This is a genomic window from Streptomyces huasconensis (assembly GCF_021028635.1).
In the GTDB taxonomy this organism is placed as follows: Bacteria; Actinomycetota; Actinomycetes; order Streptomycetales; family Streptomycetaceae; genus Streptomyces; species Streptomyces huasconensis.
The window spans coordinates 7,526,455-7,548,780 of record NZ_CP086119.1 but is presented as its reverse complement, the minus strand read 5'-3'; the positions used below and the strand labels follow the sequence as shown (position 1 = coordinate 7,548,780).

The following is a 22,326-nucleotide window of genomic DNA, read 5'->3' as shown; positions in this document are numbered from 1 at the left end:
TCGGCGGCACGGCGCGGGCGCTCAGCTCTGCTTCAGCAGCCGGTCGCAGTTCTTGACAGCGTTGTCAAGCGCTTCCTCGGGGCTCTCCTTGCCTTGCAGCGCCTTGGCGACGGAGTTGCGCAGCTCGACCTTCATCTGCTCGCTGAAGAGCACGGGCGTGTAGTTCACCGCCGTCTTGATGGACTTGGCGGCGGCGACGCGGACCCGCGTCTCCTCCTTGCCGTCCTGCTTGGTGAAGTACGGGTCGTCGAGGGAGCCCTGGGTGCTCGGGAAGATCGCGACCTGCTTGGCGAACTCCATCTGGTGCTTGGCGTCGGTGACGAAGTGCGCGAAGGCGACGGCGGCCGGCGTCTGCTTGGTGCGGGCGTTCACCATCACGCCCATCACGTACATGTTGTCCTTGCCCGTGTTGCTGATCTGCGGGGTGATGCCGATGTTCTTGTAGAGCTTCGGCGCGTCCTTCTTGAACTTCTCCAGGTCCAGCGCGCTGCCGGGGTTCATGGCGACGGCCTCGGTGAGGAACTTCTTCCCGGTCGACTCCGGTGTCGCGGTCAGCGCCTGCCCGTCCAGCGCCTTCGCGTCGTACAACTCCTTGTACTTGGTGAGGAGTTCGACACCCTTGGCGTCGTTGAAGGTGAATCCGGTGCCTTCCTTGTTCATCAGCGGGACGCCGTAACGTCCGAAGTCCTCGATGGTGGGGACGTTGGCGAGCGTGGCGATCTTCCCGTCGCTCTTCTCCGCCAGCCGCAGGGCCTGGTCGAAGAGCTGGTCGTACGTCTTCGGGGGCTTGTTCTCGTCGAGGCCCGCGTCCTTGAAGAGGCGCTTGTTGTAGAAGAGCGGCCCGGTGTTCAGGTACCAGGGGAAGGCGTACGTCCCTTCGGTGCCCGGTATCTGGTGGCTCTTCCAGGCCCCGGGGAGGTACTCCTTCTCGTACTTGCCCGCGGCCTTGTCGAGGTCGAGCGCGAGGCCGGCCTTGGCGAGCGGGGCGACCAGGTCGGGCGAGACGTTCACGACGTCGGGCAGCGTGCCCGCGGCGGCGTCCGCGCTGATCTTGTCGGCGTAGCCCTCGCCGGGCTGGTCGACCCATTTGACGTCGGTGCCGGGGTACTTCTTCTCGAACTCGGCGACCACGCCTTCGAAGTAGGGCTTGAAGTTCGCCTTCAGGTTCCAGGTCTGGAAGGTGATCTCGCCTTCGATCTTGCCCGACGCGTCCGTGGAGCCGCCGCCGTCACCTCCGTCGCCACAGGCGCTCAGCGGCAGCAGGACAGCGAGGGCGGCGCCCGCGGCGACCGCTCTGCGGGGGATACGGGAGATACGCACGGTGAAACGGCTCCTTTGCTCGGCCCAGCGTGAGACGGCGGTGACTGCGGCCGTCCGAGCCGGGCAGTCCACGCCGAGGCCGACCCTGCATCCAACCGTGGCGGAAAGTCAATGGATTCGGGGAATCGGGTGCGAACTTCTCCCGTCACGCCCACCAACACGCAGGTCAGAAGGGGGCCTTACAGCTCTTGCGGTGAACGACTAATGCGCTTTAGGGTCTGTCCGCTCAAGCGCTTTAGGTGCGGCGCCGGGAAAGGGGCTCGGGAAGGGCTCTCAGGAAAGGGGGTACGGGTGCAAGGCAAGCGGTCACCGGCACGCCGGCCGACCATGAAGGACATCGCGCGCCGCGCCGGGGTCTCCGAGAGCGCCGTCTCCTTCGCGCTCAACGGCCGGCCCGGTGTCTCCGAGATCACCCGTGACCGGGTGCGCAGGGTCGCGGAGCAGCTCGGCTGGCGGCCCAGTACGGCGGCGCGCGCCCTGTCGGGCGAGGGCTCGGCCACGGTCGGCCTGGTCGTGGCGCGGCCGGCGGCGACGCTCGGCGTCGACTCGTTCTTCCTGCAGCTCATCTCCGGCGTCCAGGAGGTGCTCGCCGAGCGGCACTTGGGGCTGCTCTTCCAGGTGGTGGAGGACGTGGCCGCCGAGTGCGCGGTCTACCGCCGCTGGTGGGCCGAGCACCGGGTCGACGGCGTCCTGGTGGTCGACCCGCGTACGGACGACCCCCGGCCGGCGCTCCTGGACGAGCTGGGGCTGCCCGCCGTGGTGACGGGCGGCGTACCGGACCCGCAGGCGGGCCCGCCGGGTCTGTCGACGGTGTGGGTGGACGACGCGGGGGCGATGGCGTCGGTCGTCGGCCACCTGCACGCGCTCGGCCACCGCCGCATCGTGCACATCGCGGGCATGGAGGGGCTCGCGCACACCGAGCGCCGCGTGCGCACCCTGCGTGCCGAGGCGGCGAGCCGCGGCCTGTCCGGCGTGCGCTCGGTGACGACCGACTACTCCGACGCGGAGGGCGCCGCCGTGACCCGCCGCGTCCTGCGCTCCGCCGAACCGCCGACGGCCTTGGTGTACGACAACGACGTGATGGCCGTGGCCGGGGTCGCCGCCGCGTCCTCCCTCGGCTTCGGCGTGCCGGCCGACGTGTCGGTCGTGGCCTGGGAGGACTCGGCGCTCTGCCGCATGGTGCACCCGTGGCTGACGGCCCTGTCCCGGGACACCGTCGCGTTCGGCCGCACGGCCGCCCGGGAGCTGCTCGCCCTCCTGGACGACGGGCCCGCGGCGACGGTCCAGGTGCCGCTGCCGCGGCTCATCGAGCGGGAGAGCACGGGGCCGGTACGAGACGTGTGAACCCGGCCCGGCGCTGGCATCCTGGAGTGCCCCCGCGGCCGGGGCGCGTCATGCTCCCGGACGCGCCGGGCTCGCTGCCGGTCCATCGGGCGAGGAAGGTGGCAGGGGGGCCAGGCATGCCTCGCTCACGTCGGCGGAAGGACACGACGCATGGCGGACCACTTCCCCACCGTCGGTGTCGAGGAGGAGTACTTCCTCGTCGACGCCTCGCAGCGCACGGTGGCCGCGGCGGCGCCCCGCCTCCTGGCCCGCGCCAAGCCGGTGCTCGGGGACCTGGTGACCGGTGAGGCGTCCCGGTACCAGGTGGAGGGCAAGACACCGCCCTGCGGGACGCTGGGCGAGCTGCGGCACGAACTGCGGCGGGTGCGCTCGGCCGTCGTCACCGCCGCGGCACAGGAGGGCCTGCGCCCCCTGGCCTCCGGGACGCCGCTGCTGGGCGTGCGGACGCCGATACCGCTCAGCGGCGACCCCCACTACCTCCCCCAGTTCGAGATGTTCCGGTCCCTTTACGACACCTTCGTCTTCTGCGGGCTCCACGTACACGTCCAGGTCCCGGACCGGGAGCATGCCGTCCTGGTCGGCAACCATCTGCGGCCGTGGCTGCCCGTCCTGGTGGCGCTGGCGGCCAATTCCCCCTTCTGGGAGGAGCGGGACAGCGGTTACTGCAGCTGGCGGACCCTGGGAGCCGCGCGGTGGCCGGTGGCGGGCCCGCCCCCGTACTTCTCCTCGGCCGCGCACTACGACGCGCTCGCGGCCTCCCTCCAGGAGATCGGCGCGACCCGGGGCGAACGCTCGCTGTACTGGGACGTACGTCCGTGCGCGCACCTGCCCACCGTCGAGATCAGGGCGATGGACGTCCCCACGAGCGTCGAGGAAGCGGCGGTCTTCGCCGTCCTGGTGCGGGCGCTGGTCGTCCGGGCGCTGGAACGGGTGCGGCGCGGCGACCCCGGGCCGGCCATGGACGAAGCGCTGCTGCGCGCGGCGTACTGGCGGTGTGCCCGCGACGGGCTGACCGGGCAGAGTCTCGACCCGCGGACCAGCCGACTGGTGCCGACCACACTCCAGGTCCGCCGCCTGCTGGAGCACGCCCGGCCCGCGCTGGCGGAGCACGGTGAACTCCCCCGGGTGACCGCGGCCTTGCGGCATCTGGTCACGCACGGCGGCGGCGCCGAACGTCAGCGCTCCGTCCACGCCCGTGCGGGCAGCCTGCTCGACGTCGTCGACGACCTGGCCACCCGCACCGCCGCCGGCCTGACACCGGACCCCGCACGGGGGCCACGGCTGCCCGGAACCGAACGGACCGCGGCTACCTGACACCCGCGGGCGGACCGGGCGGACCGGGCGGCCACGGCAGCTCGGCCAGGATCGGCAGGAGCGCCTCCTCCTCGTAATCGAGGTGGCGGATCAACTCTTCTGACATTCGCGCCAGTTGCGTACGGAATCGCTCCGGGTCGGCGCCGCCGACGTCCGCGAGGAGTGCGGCCAGTTCACCCTGGATGCGGGCGACCGTCCGGTGTTCCGCCGCGAGCCGGTCGAAGGTCTCGCGCAGCTCGGGGTGGTAACCGGCCATCGTCGGGAAGAGGTGCGCGTCCTCGCTGGTGTGGTGGAACTCCAGGGCGTCGCAGAACGCCAGGCAGTGCTGCCGGATCTGGAGGCCGAGCCCCGGCTCCGGGACCGCTCCGGGTCCCTGGTGGGCGGCGAGCGCGGCGAAGTACGCGTCGGTCTCGTCCCGTACGTGCCGCAACTGGCCGCGCAGCCACAGATGCACCTGCCGCATCTTCTCGGCGAAGTTGCCCGCCTGCGCGGGGATATCGGCCTCGTGCGCGGGCCGCTCCAGGACGACGACGGGCAGGGTGCGGCTGGTCCGCGCCTGGTAGTCGCCGTATCCGGGCTCGAGCGCCGTGATCCGCCCGAAGAGCCGGTCGCGTCGCTCCCCCTCGGCGGGAACGGCGATCGCCTGGAACTCCTCGGTGCCCAGCTCCACGCCGACGGTGGGGTGGGCGAGGACGTTGTGGTACCAGTCGGGGTGGCGTGGCCCACCGAGGTTCGACCCGACCAGCAGGAGCAGGCCGCCGTCGCGGACGAAGCCGAGCGGGGTGGTGTGTTCCTTGCCGGACTTCGCTCCGGTGGTGGTGAGCAGGAGGAGCCCGCCGCCCGCGAAGGGGCCGCCGACCTTGCCGCCGTTGGCGCGGAACTCCTCGATGACGGCCTGGTTGAAGGATGGGGTGGGTGTGGGCATGACGGTCTCGGGTCTCCGTACGAGGTGTGCGGTACCGCGTCGTACGCGGTGAGGGGGAGAGGAAGGTGAGGGGTCCACGCGCGAGAGGCGTGGCCGGGGCGCGGCGCGGAGGCGCGCGGTCAGGCGCGAGCCTGCGGGCGCGGACGGTGTGAACTCACGACGTGTCCATCGGCGACGTCCTTGAGTGAAGGTGCTCGCCCGGTCACCGACCTGCCCACTGCTCTTTGGTCGGCGCCACGCGGCACGAGCGCCATTACAGTCGCCCGCTCCCCCACCTGTCAACGCGGCCCCCGCGTCCGACGTTTGGGCGTGCCCGTCGGTGGCGTATGCATCAGGTCGGCACAGGCCTCGCGCCCTCCGCGCCCCGGCCGCCGCCGACATCGCCCGATCCGCCCCCGTCCGCCCTCCGAAAGGCCACAACTCCCATGACACACACGACCGTCCACGTCCCGATCTCCGGTGGTGACAGCGCAGTCGACTGCCTGGTCACCGGCTCGGGGCCGGCTCTGGTGCTGGTGCACGGCACCGGCGCCACCCCCGAGGGCAACTGGGGTCCGGTCATCGACACCCTCAAGGACCGGTACACCATCGTCGCCCCGACTCTGTCCGGCTCGGGCTCCACCACCGACGCCGGGGGCCCGTTGACGGTCGACGACCTGGTCGCGCAAGTACTCGGCGCCGTGGACGCAGCGGGCGTGGACACCTTCCACCTGGCGGGGCACTCCCTGGGCGCGACGGTCGCGGCCGCCACCGCCGCGTCCCGACCGGAGCGGATACGTTCCCTCTTCCTGCACGCGGGCTGGGCGGTGACCGACCCGTGGCAGGAGTTCCAGTTCGACCTGTGGCAGCGGCTGTTGCGCGTCGACAAGGACCTGTTCTCACGGGCACTCCAGGTCACGGCGTTCGGGGCCAGGACGCTGGCCGGGCGCCGGATCGAGGACTTCGAGGAGAACGTGGCCGCGTGCAACGCGCTGTTCGACGCGGACGGCATGGCCCGGCAGTCCGAACTGAACGTCCGGGTGGACATCACCGAGACACTGGGCAGGATCACCGCCCCCACCCTGGTCGTGTCCGGGTCCCAGGATCTGATCGTCCCGCCGCACCACCAGCGGAGGTTGGCGGCCGCCGTCGCCGGGGCGCAGTTCCTGGAGCTGGAGTGCGGCCATGCGCTGCCCTTCGAGCAGCCCGAGCTGTTCGCCCGTACCGTCACGGAGTTCGTGGACCAGCAGCAGAAGGCCGCCGCCTGAGCCCGCGGTGACCGCGCAAGGCCCGGGGCCCGCCCGGCCGGCACTGTGCCGGCCGGGCGGGCCCCGGGGCCGAAGCGCTCAGCGTTTGAGCATGAAGGTGAAGTCGCCGGTCACCTTGCCGCTCAGCCGGACCGCCGAGACGAGTTTCCCGTCCTCCACGAGCCGCTCGACCTCGGCCCGCGAAAGTCCGCACCCTTCAGCGATCAGCCGCACGGGCCGCACAGGTATGCGCGCCACGAAACGGACCGCTGTGTCGATCACCTCGCGGTCCCGGAGGACCGGTCCCCCGGTGTCGAGGCGCCAGGCGTCGCTCCAGTCGAGAGCGGTGCGGTTACGGCGCCGTACGACCGGGTCCTGGAGCAACTCGCCCGCCAGGGCGGGGTCGTTGTCGTGCATGCGGTCCAGCAGCTCAGGCCGTACGGAGCGCACGTTCATCCGCTCCAGGACGGTGAGTTTCGCCGTGGCCCCGCAGGCGGTGCAGAGCACCAGGAGCCAGGCGTCGATCAGCTTGTGGTTCGCGTTGACGCGGAACTTGCCGTTCGGACGGAAGCGATCCGACGCGCACGTGTGGCAGCGCCGGACGACGAGAGGCAGGCAGGTGGGCATGACCACCCATTCTTCGAGCACAGAAGTACACCGGTTTCAGTGAGAAGTCGCAGCAAAAGGCAGCGCGGCGCGCACAGGCGCGCGGCGCGACAGATCAGCTCTCGGGGGGTCTCACACGGTGTACAACGGCACGTCCTTGCTCAGGCGACTCGGGCGGCTCAGGCGACTGGCTCCGGCAGCACGGTACTGGCATGCGGCGGCGCCGCTCCACCGGTTTTCGAGCCACCGGACGCCTCGCCCGGATACGGGCTGATCATGGTGTCGAAGTAGCCGTCGGGGGCTTCTTCCAGGAAGGCCGGCAGCTGTGCCAGGAAGTCGCGCAGGGGCGGTGTCGCGTTGTGCCGGTCCAGGTCCTCCTGGGAGCGCCAGACCTCGTACAGGAAGAGCCGGCCGTCGTCCTGCGCGTGCAGGTGGTATTCCAGGTTGCCCTCCTCGCGTCGGGTGGGCTCCACGAGGGAGGCGAGGAACTGCCTGACCTCGTCGGCCCGTTCGGGCCGGGGGCGGAGGAAACCGTAGAGGGAGATGGGTGCTTGTGTCGTCGTCATGAGGGCGACGCTACGATCTCACATCCATGTGAGGTTCAAGTCGACGACGCGTGAGGTGTGCCACATGAGGATCGGGGACCTGGCCCGCGCGACGGGCGTGAGCGTGCGCCTGCTGCGCTATTACGAGGAACAGGGCCTGCTCGTCTCGTCCCGGACGGACGGCGGCCACCGCCACTACGGCGAGGGCGCGTTGACGACGGTCACGCGGATACGGACGCTGCTGGCCGCCGGGCTCCCCACCCGTGTCATCCGCGACCTCATGCCGTGCTTCCTCGGCGAAGGGCCGGAGCTCGACACCTGCGTCCTGGAACCCCTTCAGACACACCTGCGCGAACTGGACACACGCATCGCCGACCTGCAGCAGGCCCGTACGTCCCTCGGCGACCTCCTCGACGCGTCGTCACGCGCTTCCCGTGCCGAGGTGTCGCCCGGGTGAATCTCCCGCCTCCACAGGGGTACTGGCGTGAGAAGCGGCGGGGAGCGGACGGCCGTGGAGGGGACGGTCGTCCGCGCCGCGGCGGACACACCTGCGCCCCCGCCGCGGGGACGGGGGCGCAGGTGCGAAGCGGACGAACGACCGCCGGCGATCGATCTCAGTCGGTGCTCAGTCGATGCCGGGGAGGATGTGCGGCTCGGCGAGGTCGTCCTCGTAGCCCGCCAGGCGGATGGGGGCCGCCTTGGCCCACGCCTCCAGGTTGCGGAGCTTGGGGGGTCTGCCGGCCCGCTCGCCGCCGCGTTCCGCCGGTCGCTTCTCGTGCTTCGTCAATTCTGGTGTCACCGCGCACTCCTCTGTGTCGCGTAACGGAAGGACAAGGGCAGTTCGGTCGCGGTGGCGCCGGTATCTGGCGGGACCGCGGCCGTGGTTGCCGGCCTGTCCCCGGGGCGGCCGAAAGACGTTCGTGGATCTACGTGGATCTCTCGTGGCCGTCCGCTCACCCCAGGTTAACCAAATGAGCGCGCCCGCGCTCGATGGAATGACAACCCTGGGTAAATTCCGGGCAACGGTGTCGAGGCGGGCACAGGCGAGGAGGGGGGTGCGGGCCAGGCCCGCACCCCCGTGTCCAGGGCGTCACAGAGGGGTGCGGACTACCACTTGCCGGGCGCGTAGTCCTTCAGGAAGACGCCGAACAGATCTTCGCCGGCCTGGCCGCGCACGATCGGGTCGTAGACGCGCGCCGCGCCGTCGATGAGGTCCAGGGGGGCGTGGAAGCCCTCCTCGGCCAGGCGCATCTTGTCGGGGTGCGGGCGCTCGTCGGTGATCCAGCCCGTGTCGACCGCGGTCATCAGGATGCGGTCCTTCTCGAACATCTCCTGCGCGCTGGTGCGGGTCAGCATGTTCAGGGCGGCCTTGGCCATGTTGGTGTGCGGGTGGCCGGCGCCCTTGTAGCCGCGGCCGAAGACGCCCTCCATGGCGGAGACGTTCACGACGTACGCGCGGCCGTCCTCGTGCGCCGCGGCGGCGGCCGCCATCGCGGAGCGCAGGTGGCTGATGAGGATGAACGGCGCCGTCGAGTTGCAGAGCTGGACTTCGAGCAGCTCGATCGGGCCGACCTCCTCGACGGTCTGCACCCAGCTGTTGCTGTCGTGCAGGTCGGGCACCAGGCCGCCCGCGTCGATCGCCGTGCCGGCCGCGATGCGCTCCAGGGACGCCGACCCCGTGACCAGCGCGAGACCCGTGACGTCGTCCGCGGTCAGCGCGCCGCCCCCGGCGACCGGCAGCGCGGCCACGGCACCGGAACCGAAGGTGCCGATCACCTCGGAGGCGGGCAGCTCACCGGCGGGCAGCGGGGCCGACTCGGCGGCGACCAGCTCGCTGTAGGCCTGCGGGGAGCGGCGTACGGTCTGCGCGGCGTTGTTGATCAGTACGTCGAGGGGGCCCTCGGCGGCGACCGACTCGGCGAGGGCGACGACCTGGGCCGGGTCGCGCAGGTCGATGCCGACGATCTTCAGCCGGTGAATCCACTCGTCGCTGTCGGGCATGGCCTTGAAGCGGCGGATCGCGTCGTTGGGGAAGCGCGTGGTGATCGTGGTGTGCGCGCCGTCGCGCAGCAGCCGCAGCGCGATGTACATGCCGATCTTGGCGCGGCCGCCGGTCAGCAGGGCGCGCTTGCCGGTCAGGTCGGTGCGGGCGTCGCGGCGGGCGCGGTTCTCGGCGGCGCAGGCCGGGCAGAGCTGGTGGTAGAACGCGTCGACCTCGACGTACCGCGTCTTGCAGGTGTAGCAGGAGCGCGGGCGCTGGAGTATCCCCGCGATCTCGCCCTTCACCGAGGAGGAGGGCAGCACGCCCGCCGTCTCGTCGTCGATGCGGTCGGCGGAGCCGGTGGCCGTGGCCTCGGTGACCGCGCGGTCGTGGGCGGTCTTGGCGGCGCGGCGCTCCTGGCGGCGGCGCTGCTTCACCGTGCGGTAGATCCCGGCCGTGGCGCGGCGCACCGCGATCGCGTCGGGGTGGTCCACGTCCAGCTTGTCCAGCTCGTCGAGCACGCTGAGGCAGACGGCGAGACGGTCCGGGTCGATGCCGGGGCCGTACGCGACGGTCCCCTCGTGGCTTTCGTCTGTCACCGTCATCGCCGCTGTGTCCTCGTGTCATTTCGTGCCGCGGCCCGTCCGGTCGTCCGCGGAAGCTCTCAAAAGCCGAACTTTACGTAGCTCCGGGCCCCGTCACCAAACCCGTGACCTTGCCCACACCGCCCCGAGGCCTTGATCGCGCGTTCCGCGCGACCGTCCACGATCATGACGCGCTCACTCGACCCGCTGCCCCTTCCCCAGCGCGATCACCCCGCCCTTCGAGACCGTGTACAGCTCCTCGTCCCGCTCCGGATTGACCCCGACCGTCGCGCCGGGCGGGACGTCGACGTTCTTGTCCAGGACGGCGCCGCGCACCACCGCGCCCCGCCCCACCCGTACGTTGTCGTGCAGCACCGAGCCCTGGACGACCGCGCCCTCCTCGATGATCACCCCGGGTGACAGGACGGAGCGGGTGACCTGGCCGCGAATGACGCAGCCGGGGCTGACGATCGACTCGCCCGCCATGCCACCCGCGCAGAACTTCGCGGGCGGCAGGCCGCCGGAGTGCGTGTAGATCGGCCAGCGCCGGTTGTCCAGATTGAAGACCGGGTGGTCGGAGATCAAGTCCATGTGGGCCTCGTAGTACGAGTCCAGGGTGCCGACGTCACGCCAGTAGCCGTGGTCGCGCGGGGTCTCGCCGGGCACGTGATTGCCGTCGAAGTCATACACCTGCGCGAGGCCGCGCTCGGTGAGCATGGGCAGGATCGAACCGCCCATGTCGTGCGCCGAGTCCTCGTCCTCGGCGTCCTGCTGAAGGGCGTCGACGAGGGTCTTGGTGGTGAAGAGGTAGTTGCCCATCGAGGCGAAGACCTGGTCCGGGGCGCCCGGCAGGCCGGGAGGGTCGGCGGGCTTCTCCAGGAAGCTCTCGACCCGCGTCCCGTCCCGCGCGGGCGTGATGACGCCGAACGACGGCGCCTCGGCGCGCGGCACCCTGATCCCGGCGACGGTCAGGGCGGCGCCGTTGTCGATGTGCTGCTGGAGCATCTGCCGCGGGTCCATGCGGTAGACGTGGTCGGCGCCGAACACCGCGATGTAGTCGGGCTGTTCGTCGTGGACGAGGTTGAGCGACTGGAGGATCGCGTCGGCGCTGCCCGAGTACCAGCGCGGCCCGAGGCGCTGCTGGGCGGGCACGGGTGTGACGTAGTTGCCGAGCAGGCTCGACATCCGCCAGGTCGTCGTCACGTGCCGGTCCAGGGAGTGCGACTTGTACTGCGTCAGGACGCAGATGCGCAGGATGTCGCCGTTGACGAGGTTGGAGAGGACGAAGTCCACGAGGCGGTACGTCCCGCCGAACGTGACCGCTGGTTTGGCCCGGTCGGCGGTGAGCGGCATCAGCCGCTTGCCTTCCCCGCCGGCCAGCACGATCCCGAGCACCGAAGGTCCACCGCGCATCCCAGCCTCCTACCTGTCGGCCATCCGGCTATCTGCCGGCGGGCAAGGTCTCCTCGTACACCTCGACCGTGCGCCGGGCGACCGCGTCCCAGCCGAAGGCCTCGACGGCGCGCCGCCGCCCGGCCGCGCCCATCGCCGCGGCCCGCCCGGGGTCGGTGGCCAGTTCGTTCAGGACCAGGCCGAGGTCACGCTCGAAACCTTCGGGGTCCTTCGGCTCGTACGGGACGAGCAGTCCCGTCACGCCGTCCTTCACGACCTCCGGGATGCCGCCGACGCGCGAGGCGACGACCGCCGTGCCGCAGGCCATCGCCTCCAGGTTGACGATGCCCAGCGGCTCGTACACCGAAGGGCAGACGAACAGGGCGGCGTGCGTGAGGAGTTGGACGATCTCGGGGCGCGGCAGCATGTCGGGGAGCCACTGGACGCCCGCACGCCCGCGGCTCAGCTCCTCGAAGAGCACCCGGAACTCGGCGTCGATCTCCGGGGTGTCGGGGGCCCCGGCACACAGGACCAGCTGGACGCCGGGGTCCAACTGCCGTGCGGCGCGCAGCAGATGGGGGACGCCCTTCTGCCGGGTGATGCGCCCGACGAACAGGACGTACGGGCGCCCGGGGTCGAGGCCGAGACGCTCCAGGACGTCCGTGGCGGGGTCGGGGCGGTACAGGTGGGTGTCGATGCCGTTGTGCACGACGTGGACCCTCGCCGGGTCGACGGCCGGATAGCAGGCGAGGATGTCCTCGCGCATGGCGCCGGACACCGCGATCAGCGCGTCGGCCGATTCGGCGGCGGTGCGCTCGGCCCAGCTCGACAGGGCGTAGCCGCCGCCCAGTTGCTCGGCCTTCCAGGGGCGCAGGGGTTCCAGTGAGTGCGCGGTCATCACGTGCGGGATGCCGTGCAGGAGCTTGCCGAGGTGGCCCGCGAGGTTGGCGTACCAGGTGTGGGAGTGGACGAGTTCGCGCCCGGTGAGCGCGGCGGCCATCGCGAGGTCCACGGAGAGGGTGCGCAGCGCGTCGTTGGCGCCGTCGAGCGCGGGCCAGGCCCGGTGGCGCACCAGGCCGTCGGCCGCGCCGTCGCCCCAGCAGTGCACGTCGAGGTCGACGAGGGACCGTAACTCCCGGGCGAGGAACTCGACATGGACGCCCGCCCCGCCGTACACATCGGGCGGGTACTCCCGGGTGAGCAGTCCCACTCGCACGCAGAACCCTCCGTCGTCCGCCTGGTGTCGGCCGCGCCCCCTCATGGTCACCCAGACGCGGCCCCGGGGGAAGAGCGCCGCGGGGGCCGTTCGAAGCAGCAGTCGCCGCACACGCCGCCGCCGGGGCACCGGTAGTACAGGCAGCAGCTGCGGCGCCGGAACGCGGTGCCGTGCAGGGTGCCGCTGCCGCGCAGGTCAGGGTGGTCGAAGAGTGCCGAGGCCAGGGCGAGCGCCCGCTCCCCCGCCTCCTCGCGGCCCTGCCGCACCGCCCAGCCGTGCAGTTCCCGCGCGGCTCCCGCGAGCGCGGAGCCCGCGTTGCCCCACAGCAGCCCGGCCGAGATCCGGTACCGGGAGCGCAACGCGTCGGCGAGCGGCGCGAGATGACCGTGCTGTACGACATTCCGTACGGTCTCCGCGTCGCCGGGCAGGGTGCGGGTGCCGTCGAGCCACAGGTCGTCGGGCGAGGTGCCGTCGGCGTCCCAGGACAGCAGGGCGGGGTCCAGGTCGGGCACCGCGCCGTACAGCGCCGCGGAGCCGAGCGCGAGGGACCAGAGCCGGGCGGCGAGGCCCAGTTGCGCCACGGACACCGCGATCCGCTCCTCGGGGGCGCCGAGCCGCCGCGCCACCTTGCCGACGCGGAAGGCCAGCGGGTCGGCGCCGGTCGGTGGGTCGTACACCTTGACGAGGGGAACGGCGCCGCCGGGCGCGGGCGCCGGGCGCAGGGCGAAGAAGCCGCCGACGGATGCGAGTTCTGCCAGGTCGATGGGGGTGTTCACGAGAGCAGTACAGCAAGCCGCGGACCGCCCGCGCCCCGCGGGGTCGCCCCTCTCCGCACCCGTGGTCTCCTCCTCCGCCCCTAGGGGCGGCACGCCCTGGGGAGGACCCGGGCGGGACCGTACTCCATCGGCAGTAGGACCGAATGCCTGCTCAGGTACGACGACGTGAAGCGATCCACGCGGCATCGTGGTAGCCATGGAAGCCGACCGTTCGCCTCGCCGGGACCACCGGACGCACCGCACGCCGCGGAGCACCTCATGAGTGCCCTCGCGCTGTCCGTGCTGCTCTCGCTCGTCTCCGCCGTGGCGTACGCCGGCGGGGCCATCCTGCAGGAGCGCGTGGCGGCGACCACGCCGGAGCAGCGGTACGTCCCGCTGCGCCGCGGCGCCTGGTGGGCCGCGATCGCGCTCAACGGCCTGGGCGCGCTCCTGCACGTCGCGGCCCTCGCGTACGGCCCGCTCAGCCTGGTCCAGCCGCTGGGCGCGCTGACCATCGTCTTCGCCCTGCCGATGGCCGCGCTGTTCGTACGCCGCCGGGCCGGGGCCACCGCCTGGCGCGGCGCGATCATGGCGACGGTGGGGCTCGCCGGGCTCCTCTCGCTCACCTCGGCGTCCGGCGCGCAGTCCCTGGACGGCGCCGAGCGTCTCGTACTGGCGCTGGCCACGGGCGGCGGCGTCCTCGCCCTGACGGTGGCGGCGCACGCGGTGCACCGGCATCCCGTGGTGCGCAGCGTGATGCTCGCCTGCGCGGCCGGTGCCGCCTTCGGCATCGCCTCGGTCTTCACGAAGACGGTGGCGGTGGACTGGGAGGAGGGCACGGCGTTCGCACGGCACCTGCCGAGCCTCGGCGTCATCGCCGGGCTGGCGGCGGCCGGGGTGCTGATCTCGCAGGCCTCCTACCGGGGCGCGGGTCTCGCGGCGCCGCTCTCGACCGTGACCGTCGTGAACCCGGTGGTCGCGGCGGCGGTCGGCCTGACCCTCTTCGGTGAAACCTTCCGCTACGGCACCATGGGCACCGTGCTGGCACTCGGGTGCGGCGTGGTCGCCACGGGCGGCCTGATCCTGCTGACGTCGGAGCGGATCGCCCGGGAGACGTCGACCGGCTCTGAGGGCGGGCAGCCGACGTCGGCTTCGGAGCCGGAGGAGGAGGCGTCGGCAGCTGTGGTGTCGCCGGGGCCGGTTCCGGCACCCGCGGCCCCGGGCCCGGTCGAGCCGTGGTTCAGGGCCGAGGTTCTTCCCGCCGTGCCCTCGCAGCCCGTGACGGCGGCGTCGGCGCACCGCCGGGTGGCCCACCGGCACTCGCGGCGCAGGGAACGCATCGGGTCATGAACGGCGTCCCTGTGGCCGGGTGCCGGCGCCGGGTGCCTCAGATGCGTACACCTCGGGCCCGCAGGTAGGCGAGCGGATCGATGTCGGAACCGAAGCCGAGGCCCGTCCGCACCTCGAAGTGCAGGTGCGGGCCCGTGCTGTTGCCGGTGGACCCCGAGCGGGCGATGCGCTGACCCGCGCCGACCTTCTGCCCCGCCCTCACCGAGAGCGCCGACAGGTGCCCGTACTGGCTGTACTTCCCGTCGGTGTGCCGTATGACCACCTGGTAGCCGTAGCTGCCGGCCCATCCCGCGGAGACGACCTGCCCGGCGGCGACGGCCTTCACGGACGTCCCGGTGGGCACGGCGAAGTCGACGCCGGTGTGATACCCCTTCGACCACGAGCTGCCCGCCGCGCGGTAGGGCGTGCTGGGCGACGCGGCGATCGGGGCGGAGGCGGCCGAGGAGGTGGTGGGCCTGGCCTGCTTGGTGGGCGAGGCGGCGGCCTCTGAGGAGCGTGGCTTCTCCCGCTTCCGCTCGGCGGCCTTCCGCTCGGCCGCCTCCTGTCGCGTTCGGTCCTCAGCACGCTGACCGGGCTTGCCCGCGCCCTGGGACACGCGCCGGCCCTGACCGTGTACGGAGAGCCGCTGGCCCGGCGTGATCAGGTCGGGGTCGCCGCCGATGACGCGCCGGTTGGCCTCGTACAACTGCTGCCAGCCGCCCCGGACGCGTCGCTCGTCGGCGATCCCGGAGAGCGTGTCGCCGTGTACCACCGTGTACATCTCGGCGGTGCCCGCGGTGGACTGCGGGGTCACCTCCGGCTTGACGTCCTTGACCTCGCGCCTGGGCGGCGTCGGCTTGCTCGGGGCGCGGGCCGGGGTGAGGTCGGGCGAGCCACCGCCTCTGGTGAGGCCCGCCTTCGCGGAGCACACCGGCCAGGCGCCGGGCCCCTGGGCATCGAGGACCTTCTCGGCCACGGCGATCTGCTGGTCCCTGGTGGCGCGGTCGGCGCGCGACGCGTAGGCCGTGCCGCCATACGCCTCCCAGGTGGACTGCTTGAACTGGAGGCCGCCGTAGTAGCCGTTGCCGGTGTTGACGCTCCAGTTCTTGCCGGACTCGCAGGCCGCCACCTTGTTCCAGGTGCCGACGTCGGCGGCACCGGCGTCGCCCGCCATGGTGAGCGGGAGCGCCATGCCCGCGCCCCCCGCGGTGACGGTGAGCGACGCACGGTTGATGCGGTTCGGCTGGTACCGGCGGTGCCGACCCCGTACGGCCATGGCGAGCTCCCTCGGACACACGTCATCACGGATTGTGCACATCGGACACGCGACAAGCCCGCAAGCTAGCGGGTCGGAGCAACCCGTGACAAGGGCCGGACGCCGAGGAGGCATTGATGGATCATCCCTTCAAGTACCCCTTGAGCCACCGCAGTTGGACACCTTGCTGGTAGGGGCCACCGCCCTCGTGATCGTTGAAGGAGTACACCTCCATCGAACGCTCGCTTCCCGCGTACGCGTTGAAGGCGGCGAACACCGTGGAGGGCGGGCACGTCTGGTCCTCCAGGGCAGCGGAGAAGAGGGCGGGCGCCCGCCCCCGGGCGGCGAAGTGCACGCAGTCGAAGTAGGAGAGAGTCCGGAAGACACGCTCCTGCCCGCCCCGCCGGGCCTTGAGATACAGCCCGATCTCCTTGTACGGCTGCCGGTCGGTGAGGGTCGTGGCGCGCGGGAAGTCGCACAGGAACGGCACGTCGGGCGCGATGGCGGCCAGGTCCGGCACGAGTCCGCCGACGGCGAGGGCGAGGCCACCGCCCTGGCTGACGCCGAGCGCGGCGACCCGCGAGGCGTTCACCAGCGGGTGGGCGCGGACGGCCTCGACGGCGCGGACCGCGTCGACGTACAGCCGCCGGTAGTAGTACGCGTACGGGTCCTCGATGCCGCGCGTCATGTACCCGGGGTACGCGGGCCCGCTGCCCACCGGATCCGGGGTGTCGCCCTGCGCCCACCCTCCGCCGCCCTGGCCGCGGCTGTCCATGACGAAGTGCGCGTATCCGGCGGTGGCCCACAGCAGATGCATGTGCGGCAGGCCGCGGCCGCCGCCGTACCCGATGTACTCGACGACGGCGGGCAGCGGCTCCCGCGCGCCGACGGGCAGGACCAGCCACCCCTTCACCGGGTGCCCGCCGAACCCCGCGTACGTGACGTCGAAGACCCGCACGCCCTCCAACGGCGACTCCACCGCCTCGAACCGCGCGTCCAGGTCGTGCTGCCGGGCCTCCAGCAGCGTCTTCTGCCAGAAGGCGTCGAAGTCCTCGGGTTCGGGCAACTCGGGCCGGTAGCGGCGCAGTTCCTCCAGGGGGAGGTCGAACTGGGGCACAGGCGGCTCCTCCTTCGTGCAGGGCGTCGGAGCATCACGCTATGCCAGTCTCGTCCCGTCCGGCAGGGCCGCCCGCATGCCACAGGGGCGGGACCGGTCGGTCCCGCCCCTGTGGTGGCGTGCGCCTCCTGTGGCGGTGTACGTGTCCTGCGGAGGAAGCGTACGTGTCAGGACAGGGGCCCCGGCTGGGGCGCGGGAGGCGTCGGTTCGGGTCCCGGCGGCGTGGGGATCGGGGACGGCGACGGCTCCGGTGCGGGCCGGGGCTCCGGCCGGGGCACGGGCTCCGGGTCGGGGAAGGGCCTGTCCGGCCCGGGAGAGGGCGGCCCCGGCGGTACGGGGCCAGGGAACGGATGGGTCATTGCGATCCTCCAGCCAGTGGTTCGTCGGCTTCTCCCCCGCCTACCCGACACCCCCGGCCCCAAGCCTGACACCATTGACCACCCCTCGCCCGGCCGAAGGCGCAGGCGGGCGAGGGCTGCCGGGCTTCGCTTGGGGCAGGGGGGTGGGGGCCGCCGCAGTGACCGGCCCTGTCACCGAGGCCTTGGCACCGAGGCGGCGACCGCCGCGAGCCCCAACCGGGGGCTGGCGAACACCGGCACCGACACGTCCGGGACCAGCTTCGACGCCGGCGCCATGGAGGCCTGTGCCAGCACGATCGCGTCGGCGTCCCGCACCTCGGAGATCGCCTCCGCGACGGCCTCCGTGTACCCCCGCGCATCCCCCGCCTGGAAACGTGCCCACGCCCCGTCGACCACGACGGCCCGCACGACGACGTCACGCCCCGCCGTGCGCGCCTCCTCCTCGACCAGCGCCACGGTCGGCGCCAGGGTCGACTCGACGGTGGCCAGTACGACGACGCGCGGCCCGGCGGCGACGGCCGCCGCCGCCATGGGCCGGTCGACCCGCAGGACGGGTACGCCCACCTGTGGGCCGAGGGCCTCGGCGACCGCGCCGATGCTGGAGCAGGTGCACAGAACGGCTTCCGCCCCCTCCCCCACAGCCTTCACCAGGGCATCCCGCACCGCGGGAGCGACCGCCTCCGGCCCCTCCCGCCCGGCCCGCTCCAACAGGGACTCGGCGACATGGTGCCGCAGCGCGAGCCCCGGGTGATGGGCGTCCCGCAGGCCGTCGAAGACGGGCACATGCACGGGCGACGTGTGCAGCAGCCCCAGGGTCACCACGCCGTCGGGTCCGTCCGGACCTTGTCCAGGGCGGCCCGCATCAACGCGTCCGAGGCGGCGGGGGCCTGCTCGGGGTGACGCTCCGCCCACTTCACGACGTACGAGCACAGCGGCGCGACCGCGGCGCCTTCCCGTCCGGCGACGGCGTACAGCTCCGCGGTGAGCCGCCCCGCGATGCCCTGCCCCTCATGGGCGGACGTCACTTCCGTGTGCACCGGCACGAGCGCGGTCTCGGCCGCGCCACCGGGCACGTCGTCGGACTCGGTGCCGGGCACGTCGAGGGTGAAGTACGTGATGTGCCCGACGACCTCCCCCCCGTCGACCGCTTCGAGCACTCCCCGGGCCCGATCGTCACGGATCTCCACGCTCATCGACTCTCCTCGCACTGGACGCCGGCCGGGGACGCGGGAACGGCCGCCCCGCTCAGTTCCTCAACCAGTCGGAACGGTCCGAACTCAGACGCTCAGCGGGCTCCGCGCCGTCTCCGGGTCTCCCGGCACGGCCTCGGCCGGATCGTCACCGAGGGCCACCACCCGATTGGCCTCGTCGACGTGCACGACCCGCGGCCGCAGCGCCCGCGCCTCGGCGTCCTCGACCTGGGCGTAACTGATGATGATCACTTTATCGCCGGGGTGGACGAGGTGCGCGGCCGCGCCGTTGATCCCGATGACCCCGCTCCCGCGCCGCCCCTCGATGGTGTAGGTCTCCAGGCGGGCGCCATTGGTGACGTCGACGATGTGGACAAGCTCACCGGGCAGGAGGTCGGCGGCGTCGAGAAGGTCCGCGTCGATGGTGACGGACCCCACGTAGTGGAGGTCGGCCTGCGTCACGGTGGCGCGGTGAATCTTGGACTTGAACATGGTGCGCATCATCGAGATACTCCCCAAACATAGGCTCCCTGCCTGCGTTTTTGCAGGTCAAGTGCTGTTTCCTCATTCTACAGCGCGTCGCGTGTCGGGCGGCGTTCCGCTCCGGAGATCCACTCGGGTGAAGACGCGCTGGGGCAAGCAAAGGGAATCGGACAAGCGGGGATCAGTCGCACAGAAGCACGAACCGAGAGGATCACTCTGTGCGTACCTTCCTCGCCGCCCTCGGCGTCACACTGACCGTCGCCACCCTCGGCCCCGGCGCTGTTCCCGCAGCGGCCACCGACCGCAACGGCGCGGCCACGGGCACCCTGATCGTCAATGGTGTTTCCCACACCAACCCGCGCGGCTGCTACCCGTCGAACGGCTCCTTCGTCTCCATCGTCAACAACACGGACCGGACGGTGCGCATCTACCCGAACAGCGCCTGCTCCGGTCAGTCCGAGGGCTGGTTGGCGCCCGGCGGCCGGGCCGTCATGTACGGCTCCTCCGTCTCCGTCGACTAGCTCCGGACAGAACCTCCGCCACAACACCTGATCGCTGTCCCCACGGGCGCCACCCACTGACCTCACCGCTGCCGGTAGGTGAGGCGGACCACACGGGCGGCCGGAATTGGTCTTTCTCCGGCCGCCCGCTGGTTCCGCGGCGATTACGGAACGCTGCCCGGGTAGCGCGGCGCAGACGTCTCGCTAAACTGTGCGGGACACCCCTTTCCCGAGGAGGGAAGGTGCGCCCACGGTTTCGTCGCCTGAGTTCTCTGGTGCTGCTGTCATCTCTTGTGCTGGGCGCGGGCGTTCTGAGCGGGTGCGGCAGAGAAGGAAGTGTTCCCGGGAGCGTCGGAGCGCTGACGGCCGCCACGCCCGGCCTCGAGTACCCCGTCCGAAAAGACGCCCCCGCCATCGGCTCAAAAGGCTACTCCCGCGCCCTCACGAAAGACACCATAACCATCGGTGTGAAGTCCGACCACCCGTTCATGGGGTTCGAGGACCCGGTGACGGGACAACGTTCGGGATTCGATGTCGAGATCGCGAAAATGATCGCGGCGTATCTGGGATTCGGCCCGAGCGACATCGAGTGGAAGACGGTGGCTCCGCAGGTACGTGAGATATCGATAGCCAAGGGGGACGTCGACCTGTTTGTCGGCGCCTATACGATCAACGATGAACGCAAGAAGCAGGTCTCTTTCGCGGGTCCTTATTATGTGGGCGGACAGGATCTCCTGGTCGACAAGGAGAACCGCGGTATCCGCGGCCCACGAGACCTGCACGGCAAGAAAGTCTGCACCGTGACCGGGTCCACCCCGTTCCAGCGGATAAGCCGACCGGAGTTCGGGGCGACCGTCGTGTCCCACGACAGTTACGCGCACTGCGTGCAGGATCTCGTCATGAACGTGGTGGACGCCGTCACCGCCGACGACACGATCCTGAAGGGGTACGCGGCGCAGAACGAGGGACGTCTGCGGGTGCTCGGCCGCCCGTTCTCGGCGGAGCCCTACGGGGTGGGACTGGCCCGGCGGGACGCGGTCCTGCGCGACGCCGTCAATGACGCGCTCGAACACCACGTCCGCAACGGCAACTGGCTCCGGGCCTACCACGCCACACTCGGCCGTTCCGGCGCTCCGGCCCCGGCGCCGCCAGCGGTGCGGCGTTACTGATCAGCGAGGTTCGTCCGTCCGCGGCATCCTTCGGGCCGCACACCGTCGCGGCCCCGTCAGCCTGGAGGCGCCCATGGAGGTGTTGACCGACAACGCCGGTCTCTTCTGGCAGGGTTTCGTGGGCACCGTCCGACTCATGTGCCTGAGCACGCTGCTCGCCTTCGCCCTGGGGATGCTGCTCGTCTCCCTCCGGATCAGCCCGGTGCCGCTGTGCCGGGGCCTGGGGGCAACGGTGGTGACGGTGCTCTGCAACACCCCGCTCACCGTCCTCTTCTTCGGCGTGACGCTCGGGCTGCCCATGCTGGGCCTCACCGGTGCCGGTTACTTCACGCTGGCCGTCCTGGTGATGGGGGGTTACGCGTCGGCGTTCGTCTGTGAGGCACTGCGCTCCGGCGTCAACACCGTGGAGACGGGGCAGGCGGAAGCCGCCCGCAGCCTCGGCATGTCCACCGCGCAGACGGCGGCCCTGATCGTCTTCCCCCAGGCGGGGCGGGCGGCGGTCCCCCCACTGGGCAACGCCGTGATCACTCTGGTCAAGAACTCCGCGCTCGCCGGCGGCTTCAGCGTCTATGAGCTGTTCAGCACCGAGAAGACCCTGGTGGAGCGCGGTTACGCGGTGGCGGTCGTCTTCCTGTGGGTGGCCGCCGCCTACGTGCTGCTGATCGCGGTGATCAGTGCCGGATTCCGCTTGCTGGAGCGTCGGCTGGCGGTGCCGCGATGAGGTCCGCCCTGTTCGAGGCCCCGGGCCCTCGCGCCCGTCGCCGCCACGCCTGGTACACGGTCCTGGTGGCGGCGGTGACCGGTGGCGCGCTCTGCTGGGCCCTCCTCCGGTTCAAGGACGCCGGGCAGTTCGACGCGCGGATGTGGGAGGCGTTCGCATACCGCGGCGTGCAACTGCGCATCCTCACCGGCATGGTCGACACCGTCAAGGCGTTCGTCCTGGCAGTGGTGCTCTCCTTGCTGCTGGGTCTCCTGTTCGCGGCGGGACGCCTCTCGACGCACGGCCTCCTGCGCTGGCCGGCCGGGGCGCTGGTGGAGTTCTTCCGCGCGGTACCGGTGATCATCACGGTCTTCGCCCTGTACGCCACCGACCTGCTGCGCACCGCTGTCGCGGCAGCCGCCGACTTTCTACGGGAAAACCTCGGAAGCCCGGGTGAATGGGCGGCGGCGAATTTCGCGAGCCCCACCCTGTGGGCCCTGGTCGTCGGAATCGCCCTGTACAACGGCGCGGCGCAGGCGGAGATCCTGCGGGCGGGGGTCGGCGCCGTTCCCAAGGGGCAGTTCGAGGCGGGATACGCGCTGGGGATGCGCAAGACGCAGGTGATGACAGCGGTGGTCATGCCGCAGGCGGTACGGACCATGTTACCGAGCATAATCAGCCAAATGGTGGTGACGCTGAAGGATACGTCGCTCGGTTTCTTCATCATGTACGAGGAACTCCTCTATGCGGGAAAGCTCCTGGCGCAGAACACGGCGACTCCGCACGGCTATCCCTACCTCCCCGTTCTCTGCGTGGTCGGTTCGCTGTACATCATCACCTGCCTCCTGCTTTCCTACGCGGCCCGCCGTCTTACGGCACTGGAATGGCGCGGACTCGACGGGCGCGGTCTGCCGAGGGTTTCCTCGAAGATGCCGACGGGAAGCAGATGAACACCAATATGCGGGAGGGCATCGGCGTGAGTGAATCTGTCGAATGTGCGGACGACCTCTATCCCA

23 protein-coding genes are annotated in these 22,326 nt (G+C 71.4%); 9 read left to right on the top strand and 14 right to left on the bottom strand.

Features of this window, described 5'->3' with window-relative positions:
* Nucleotides 1–21: 21 nt before the first annotated feature.
* A complete protein-coding gene (locus J2N69_RS33700; protein WP_230904104.1) occupies nucleotides 22–1,320 on the bottom strand; it encodes an extracellular solute-binding protein in 1,299 nt (432 codons plus the stop codon).
* 327 nt (nucleotides 1,321–1,647) lie between these two features.
* Between J2N69_RS33700 and J2N69_RS33695 the strand changes: the two genes are divergently transcribed.
* Nucleotides 1,648–2,664, top strand: coding sequence for a LacI family DNA-binding transcriptional regulator (locus tag J2N69_RS33695; protein WP_230904103.1), 1,017 nt, complete (start codon nucleotides 1,648–1,650; stop codon nucleotides 2,662–2,664).
* A 150-nt stretch (nucleotides 2,665–2,814) separates the two neighbouring features.
* Nucleotides 2,815–3,978 carry a carboxylate-amine ligase gene (locus J2N69_RS33690; RefSeq protein ID WP_230904102.1) on the top strand — a complete coding sequence of 388 codons (1,164 nt, stop codon included), beginning with the start codon at nucleotides 2,815–2,817 and terminating at the stop codon, nucleotides 3,976–3,978.
* On the opposite strand, the gene J2N69_RS33685 is transcribed toward J2N69_RS33690, so the two are convergent.
* On the bottom strand, nucleotides 3,971–4,903 hold the full coding sequence (locus J2N69_RS33685) for a nitroreductase/quinone reductase family protein (RefSeq protein ID WP_230904101.1): 933 nt from the start codon (nucleotides 4,901–4,903) through the stop codon (nucleotides 3,971–3,973). The two genes, J2N69_RS33690 and J2N69_RS33685, sit on opposite strands and share 8 nt — an antisense overlap.
* 425 nt (nucleotides 4,904–5,328) lie before the next feature.
* Here J2N69_RS33685 and J2N69_RS33680 point away from each other — a divergent pair, with 425 nt between their 5' ends.
* Nucleotides 5,329–6,150 carry an alpha/beta fold hydrolase gene (locus J2N69_RS33680; protein WP_230904100.1) on the top strand — a complete coding sequence of 274 codons (822 nt, stop codon included), beginning with the start codon at nucleotides 5,329–5,331 and terminating at the stop codon, nucleotides 6,148–6,150.
* Between the two features lie 78 nt (nucleotides 6,151–6,228).
* Here the strand turns inward: J2N69_RS33680 and J2N69_RS33675 are convergent, their stop codons facing one another.
* The gene (locus J2N69_RS33675; RefSeq protein WP_230904099.1) at nucleotides 6,229–6,756 is read right to left on the bottom strand and encodes a DUF1062 domain-containing protein; all 528 of its coding nucleotides are present in this window, start codon (nucleotides 6,754–6,756) and stop codon (nucleotides 6,229–6,231) included.
* Nucleotides 6,757–6,914: 158 nt separating this feature from the next.
* The gene (locus J2N69_RS33670; protein WP_230904098.1) at nucleotides 6,915–7,301 is read right to left on the bottom strand and encodes a putative quinol monooxygenase; all 387 of its coding nucleotides are present in this window, start codon (nucleotides 7,299–7,301) and stop codon (nucleotides 6,915–6,917) included.
* Between the two features lie 64 nt (nucleotides 7,302–7,365).
* Here J2N69_RS33670 and J2N69_RS33665 point away from each other — a divergent pair, with 64 nt between their 5' ends.
* Nucleotides 7,366–7,737, top strand: a complete 372-nt coding sequence (locus J2N69_RS33665) for a MerR family transcriptional regulator (RefSeq protein WP_230904097.1) — start codon at nucleotides 7,366–7,368, stop codon at nucleotides 7,735–7,737.
* A gap of 168 nt (nucleotides 7,738–7,905) precedes the next feature.
* On the opposite strand, the gene J2N69_RS33660 is transcribed toward J2N69_RS33665, so the two are convergent.
* From J2N69_RS33660 to J2N69_RS33640, 5 genes are all read right to left on the bottom strand, one after another.
* Nucleotides 7,906–8,079 (bottom strand): hypothetical protein, encoded by a 174-nt coding sequence (locus J2N69_RS33660; protein ID WP_167515794.1) that lies wholly within the window; start codon nucleotides 8,077–8,079, stop codon nucleotides 7,906–7,908.
* 308 nt (nucleotides 8,080–8,387) lie between these two features.
* Complete coding sequence (locus J2N69_RS33655; protein ID WP_230904096.1) at nucleotides 8,388–9,866, bottom strand: SDR family NAD(P)-dependent oxidoreductase; 1,479 nt, start codon at nucleotides 9,864–9,866, stop codon at nucleotides 8,388–8,390.
* Nucleotides 9,867–10,040: 174 nt separating this feature from the next.
* The gene (glgC, locus tag J2N69_RS33650; RefSeq protein WP_230904095.1) at nucleotides 10,041–11,258 is read right to left on the bottom strand and encodes a glucose-1-phosphate adenylyltransferase; all 1,218 of its coding nucleotides are present in this window, start codon (nucleotides 11,256–11,258) and stop codon (nucleotides 10,041–10,043) included.
* Nucleotides 11,259–11,286: 28 nt separating this feature from the next.
* On the bottom strand, nucleotides 11,287–12,453 hold the full coding sequence (gene glgA / locus J2N69_RS33645) for a glycogen synthase (RefSeq protein ID WP_230904094.1): 1,167 nt from the start codon (nucleotides 12,451–12,453) through the stop codon (nucleotides 11,287–11,289).
* A 47-nt stretch (nucleotides 12,454–12,500) separates the two neighbouring features.
* Nucleotides 12,501–13,229, bottom strand: coding sequence for a (2Fe-2S)-binding protein (locus J2N69_RS33640; RefSeq protein ID WP_230904093.1), 729 nt, complete (start codon nucleotides 13,227–13,229; stop codon nucleotides 12,501–12,503).
* Nucleotides 13,230–13,487: 258 nt separating this feature from the next.
* Between J2N69_RS33640 and J2N69_RS33635 the strand changes: the two genes are divergently transcribed.
* On the top strand, nucleotides 13,488–14,558 hold the full coding sequence (locus tag J2N69_RS33635; RefSeq protein WP_230904092.1) for a DMT family transporter: 1,071 nt from the start codon (nucleotides 13,488–13,490) through the stop codon (nucleotides 14,556–14,558).
* 37 nt (nucleotides 14,559–14,595) lie between these two features.
* Here J2N69_RS33635 and J2N69_RS33630 read toward each other — a convergent pair whose 3' ends face one another.
* The 5 genes from J2N69_RS33630 to panD all read right to left on the bottom strand — a co-directional run bounded on the left by J2N69_RS33630 (nucleotide 14,596) and on the right by panD (nucleotide 18,962).
* A complete protein-coding gene (locus tag J2N69_RS33630) occupies nucleotides 14,596–15,813 on the bottom strand; it encodes a transglycosylase family protein (RefSeq protein WP_230904091.1) in 1,218 nt (405 codons plus the stop codon).
* A gap of 121 nt (nucleotides 15,814–15,934) precedes the next feature.
* Nucleotides 15,935–16,909 carry an acetylxylan esterase gene (locus J2N69_RS33625; protein WP_230904090.1) on the bottom strand — a complete coding sequence of 325 codons (975 nt, stop codon included), beginning with the start codon at nucleotides 16,907–16,909 and terminating at the stop codon, nucleotides 15,935–15,937.
* Between the two features lie 530 nt (nucleotides 16,910–17,439).
* Nucleotides 17,440–18,087 carry an aspartate/glutamate racemase family protein gene (locus J2N69_RS33620; protein WP_230904987.1) on the bottom strand — a complete coding sequence of 216 codons (648 nt, stop codon included), beginning with the start codon at nucleotides 18,085–18,087 and terminating at the stop codon, nucleotides 17,440–17,442.
* Nucleotides 18,084–18,461, bottom strand: a complete 378-nt coding sequence (locus tag J2N69_RS33615; protein ID WP_230904089.1) for a GNAT family N-acetyltransferase — start codon at nucleotides 18,459–18,461, stop codon at nucleotides 18,084–18,086. Before J2N69_RS33615 ends, J2N69_RS33620 begins: the two co-directional genes overlap by 4 nt.
* Before the next feature lie 84 nt (nucleotides 18,462–18,545).
* Complete coding sequence (gene panD / locus J2N69_RS33610; RefSeq protein WP_230904088.1) at nucleotides 18,546–18,962, bottom strand: aspartate 1-decarboxylase; 417 nt, start codon at nucleotides 18,960–18,962, stop codon at nucleotides 18,546–18,548.
* Nucleotides 18,963–19,159: 197 nt separating this feature from the next.
* Between panD and J2N69_RS33605 the strand changes: the two genes are divergently transcribed.
* The 4 genes from J2N69_RS33605 (at nucleotide 19,160) to J2N69_RS33590 (ending at nucleotide 22,260) form a co-directional block, all read left to right on the top strand.
* Nucleotides 19,160–19,462, top strand: a complete 303-nt coding sequence (locus J2N69_RS33605; protein ID WP_230904087.1) for a hypothetical protein — start codon at nucleotides 19,160–19,162, stop codon at nucleotides 19,460–19,462.
* Nucleotides 19,463–19,716: 254 nt separating this feature from the next.
* Nucleotides 19,717–20,610 carry a glutamate ABC transporter substrate-binding protein gene (locus J2N69_RS33600; protein ID WP_230904086.1) on the top strand — a complete coding sequence of 298 codons (894 nt, stop codon included), beginning with the start codon at nucleotides 19,717–19,719 and terminating at the stop codon, nucleotides 20,608–20,610.
* Nucleotides 20,611–20,683: 73 nt separating this feature from the next.
* On the top strand, nucleotides 20,684–21,331 hold the full coding sequence (locus J2N69_RS33595) for an amino acid ABC transporter permease (protein WP_230904085.1): 648 nt from the start codon (nucleotides 20,684–20,686) through the stop codon (nucleotides 21,329–21,331).
* Nucleotides 21,332–21,396: 65 nt separating this feature from the next.
* On the top strand, nucleotides 21,397–22,260 hold the full coding sequence (locus tag J2N69_RS33590; RefSeq protein WP_230904084.1) for an amino acid ABC transporter permease: 864 nt from the start codon (nucleotides 21,397–21,399) through the stop codon (nucleotides 22,258–22,260).
* Nucleotides 22,261–22,326: the final 66 nt, after the last annotated feature.

Coding starts and splice junctions, on each gene's coding strand:
- J2N69_RS33670 (WP_230904098.1), bottom strand. CDS start 7,301: ATGACGACGACACAAGCACCCATCTCCCTCTACGGTTTCCTCCGCCCC.
- J2N69_RS33635 (WP_230904092.1), top strand. CDS start 13,488: ATGAGTGCCCTCGCGCTGTCCGTGCTGCTCTCGCTCGTCTCCGCCGTG.
- J2N69_RS33655 (WP_230904096.1), bottom strand. CDS start 9,866: ATGACGGTGACAGACGAAAGCCACGAGGGGACCGTCGCGTACGGCCCC.
- J2N69_RS33695 (WP_230904103.1), top strand. CDS start 1,648: ATGAAGGACATCGCGCGCCGCGCCGGGGTCTCCGAGAGCGCCGTCTCC.
- J2N69_RS33680 (WP_230904100.1), top strand. CDS start 5,329: ATGACACACACGACCGTCCACGTCCCGATCTCCGGTGGTGACAGCGCA.
- J2N69_RS33630 (WP_230904091.1), bottom strand. CDS start 15,813: ATGGCCGTACGGGGTCGGCACCGCCGGTACCAGCCGAACCGCATCAAC.
- J2N69_RS33595 (WP_230904085.1), top strand. CDS start 20,684: ATGGAGGTGTTGACCGACAACGCCGGTCTCTTCTGGCAGGGTTTCGTG.
- J2N69_RS33615 (WP_230904089.1), bottom strand. CDS start 18,461: ATGAGCGTGGAGATCCGTGACGATCGGGCCCGGGGAGTGCTCGAAGCG.
- panD (WP_230904088.1), bottom strand. CDS start 18,962: ATGATGCGCACCATGTTCAAGTCCAAGATTCACCGCGCCACCGTGACG.
- J2N69_RS33690 (WP_230904102.1), top strand. CDS start 2,815: ATGGCGGACCACTTCCCCACCGTCGGTGTCGAGGAGGAGTACTTCCTC.
- J2N69_RS33675 (WP_230904099.1), bottom strand. CDS start 6,756: ATGCCCACCTGCCTGCCTCTCGTCGTCCGGCGCTGCCACACGTGCGCG.
- J2N69_RS33665 (WP_230904097.1), top strand. CDS start 7,366: ATGAGGATCGGGGACCTGGCCCGCGCGACGGGCGTGAGCGTGCGCCTG.
- J2N69_RS33685 (WP_230904101.1), bottom strand. CDS start 4,903: ATGCCCACACCCACCCCATCCTTCAACCAGGCCGTCATCGAGGAGTTC.
- glgC (WP_230904095.1), bottom strand. CDS start 11,258: ATGCGCGGTGGACCTTCGGTGCTCGGGATCGTGCTGGCCGGCGGGGAA.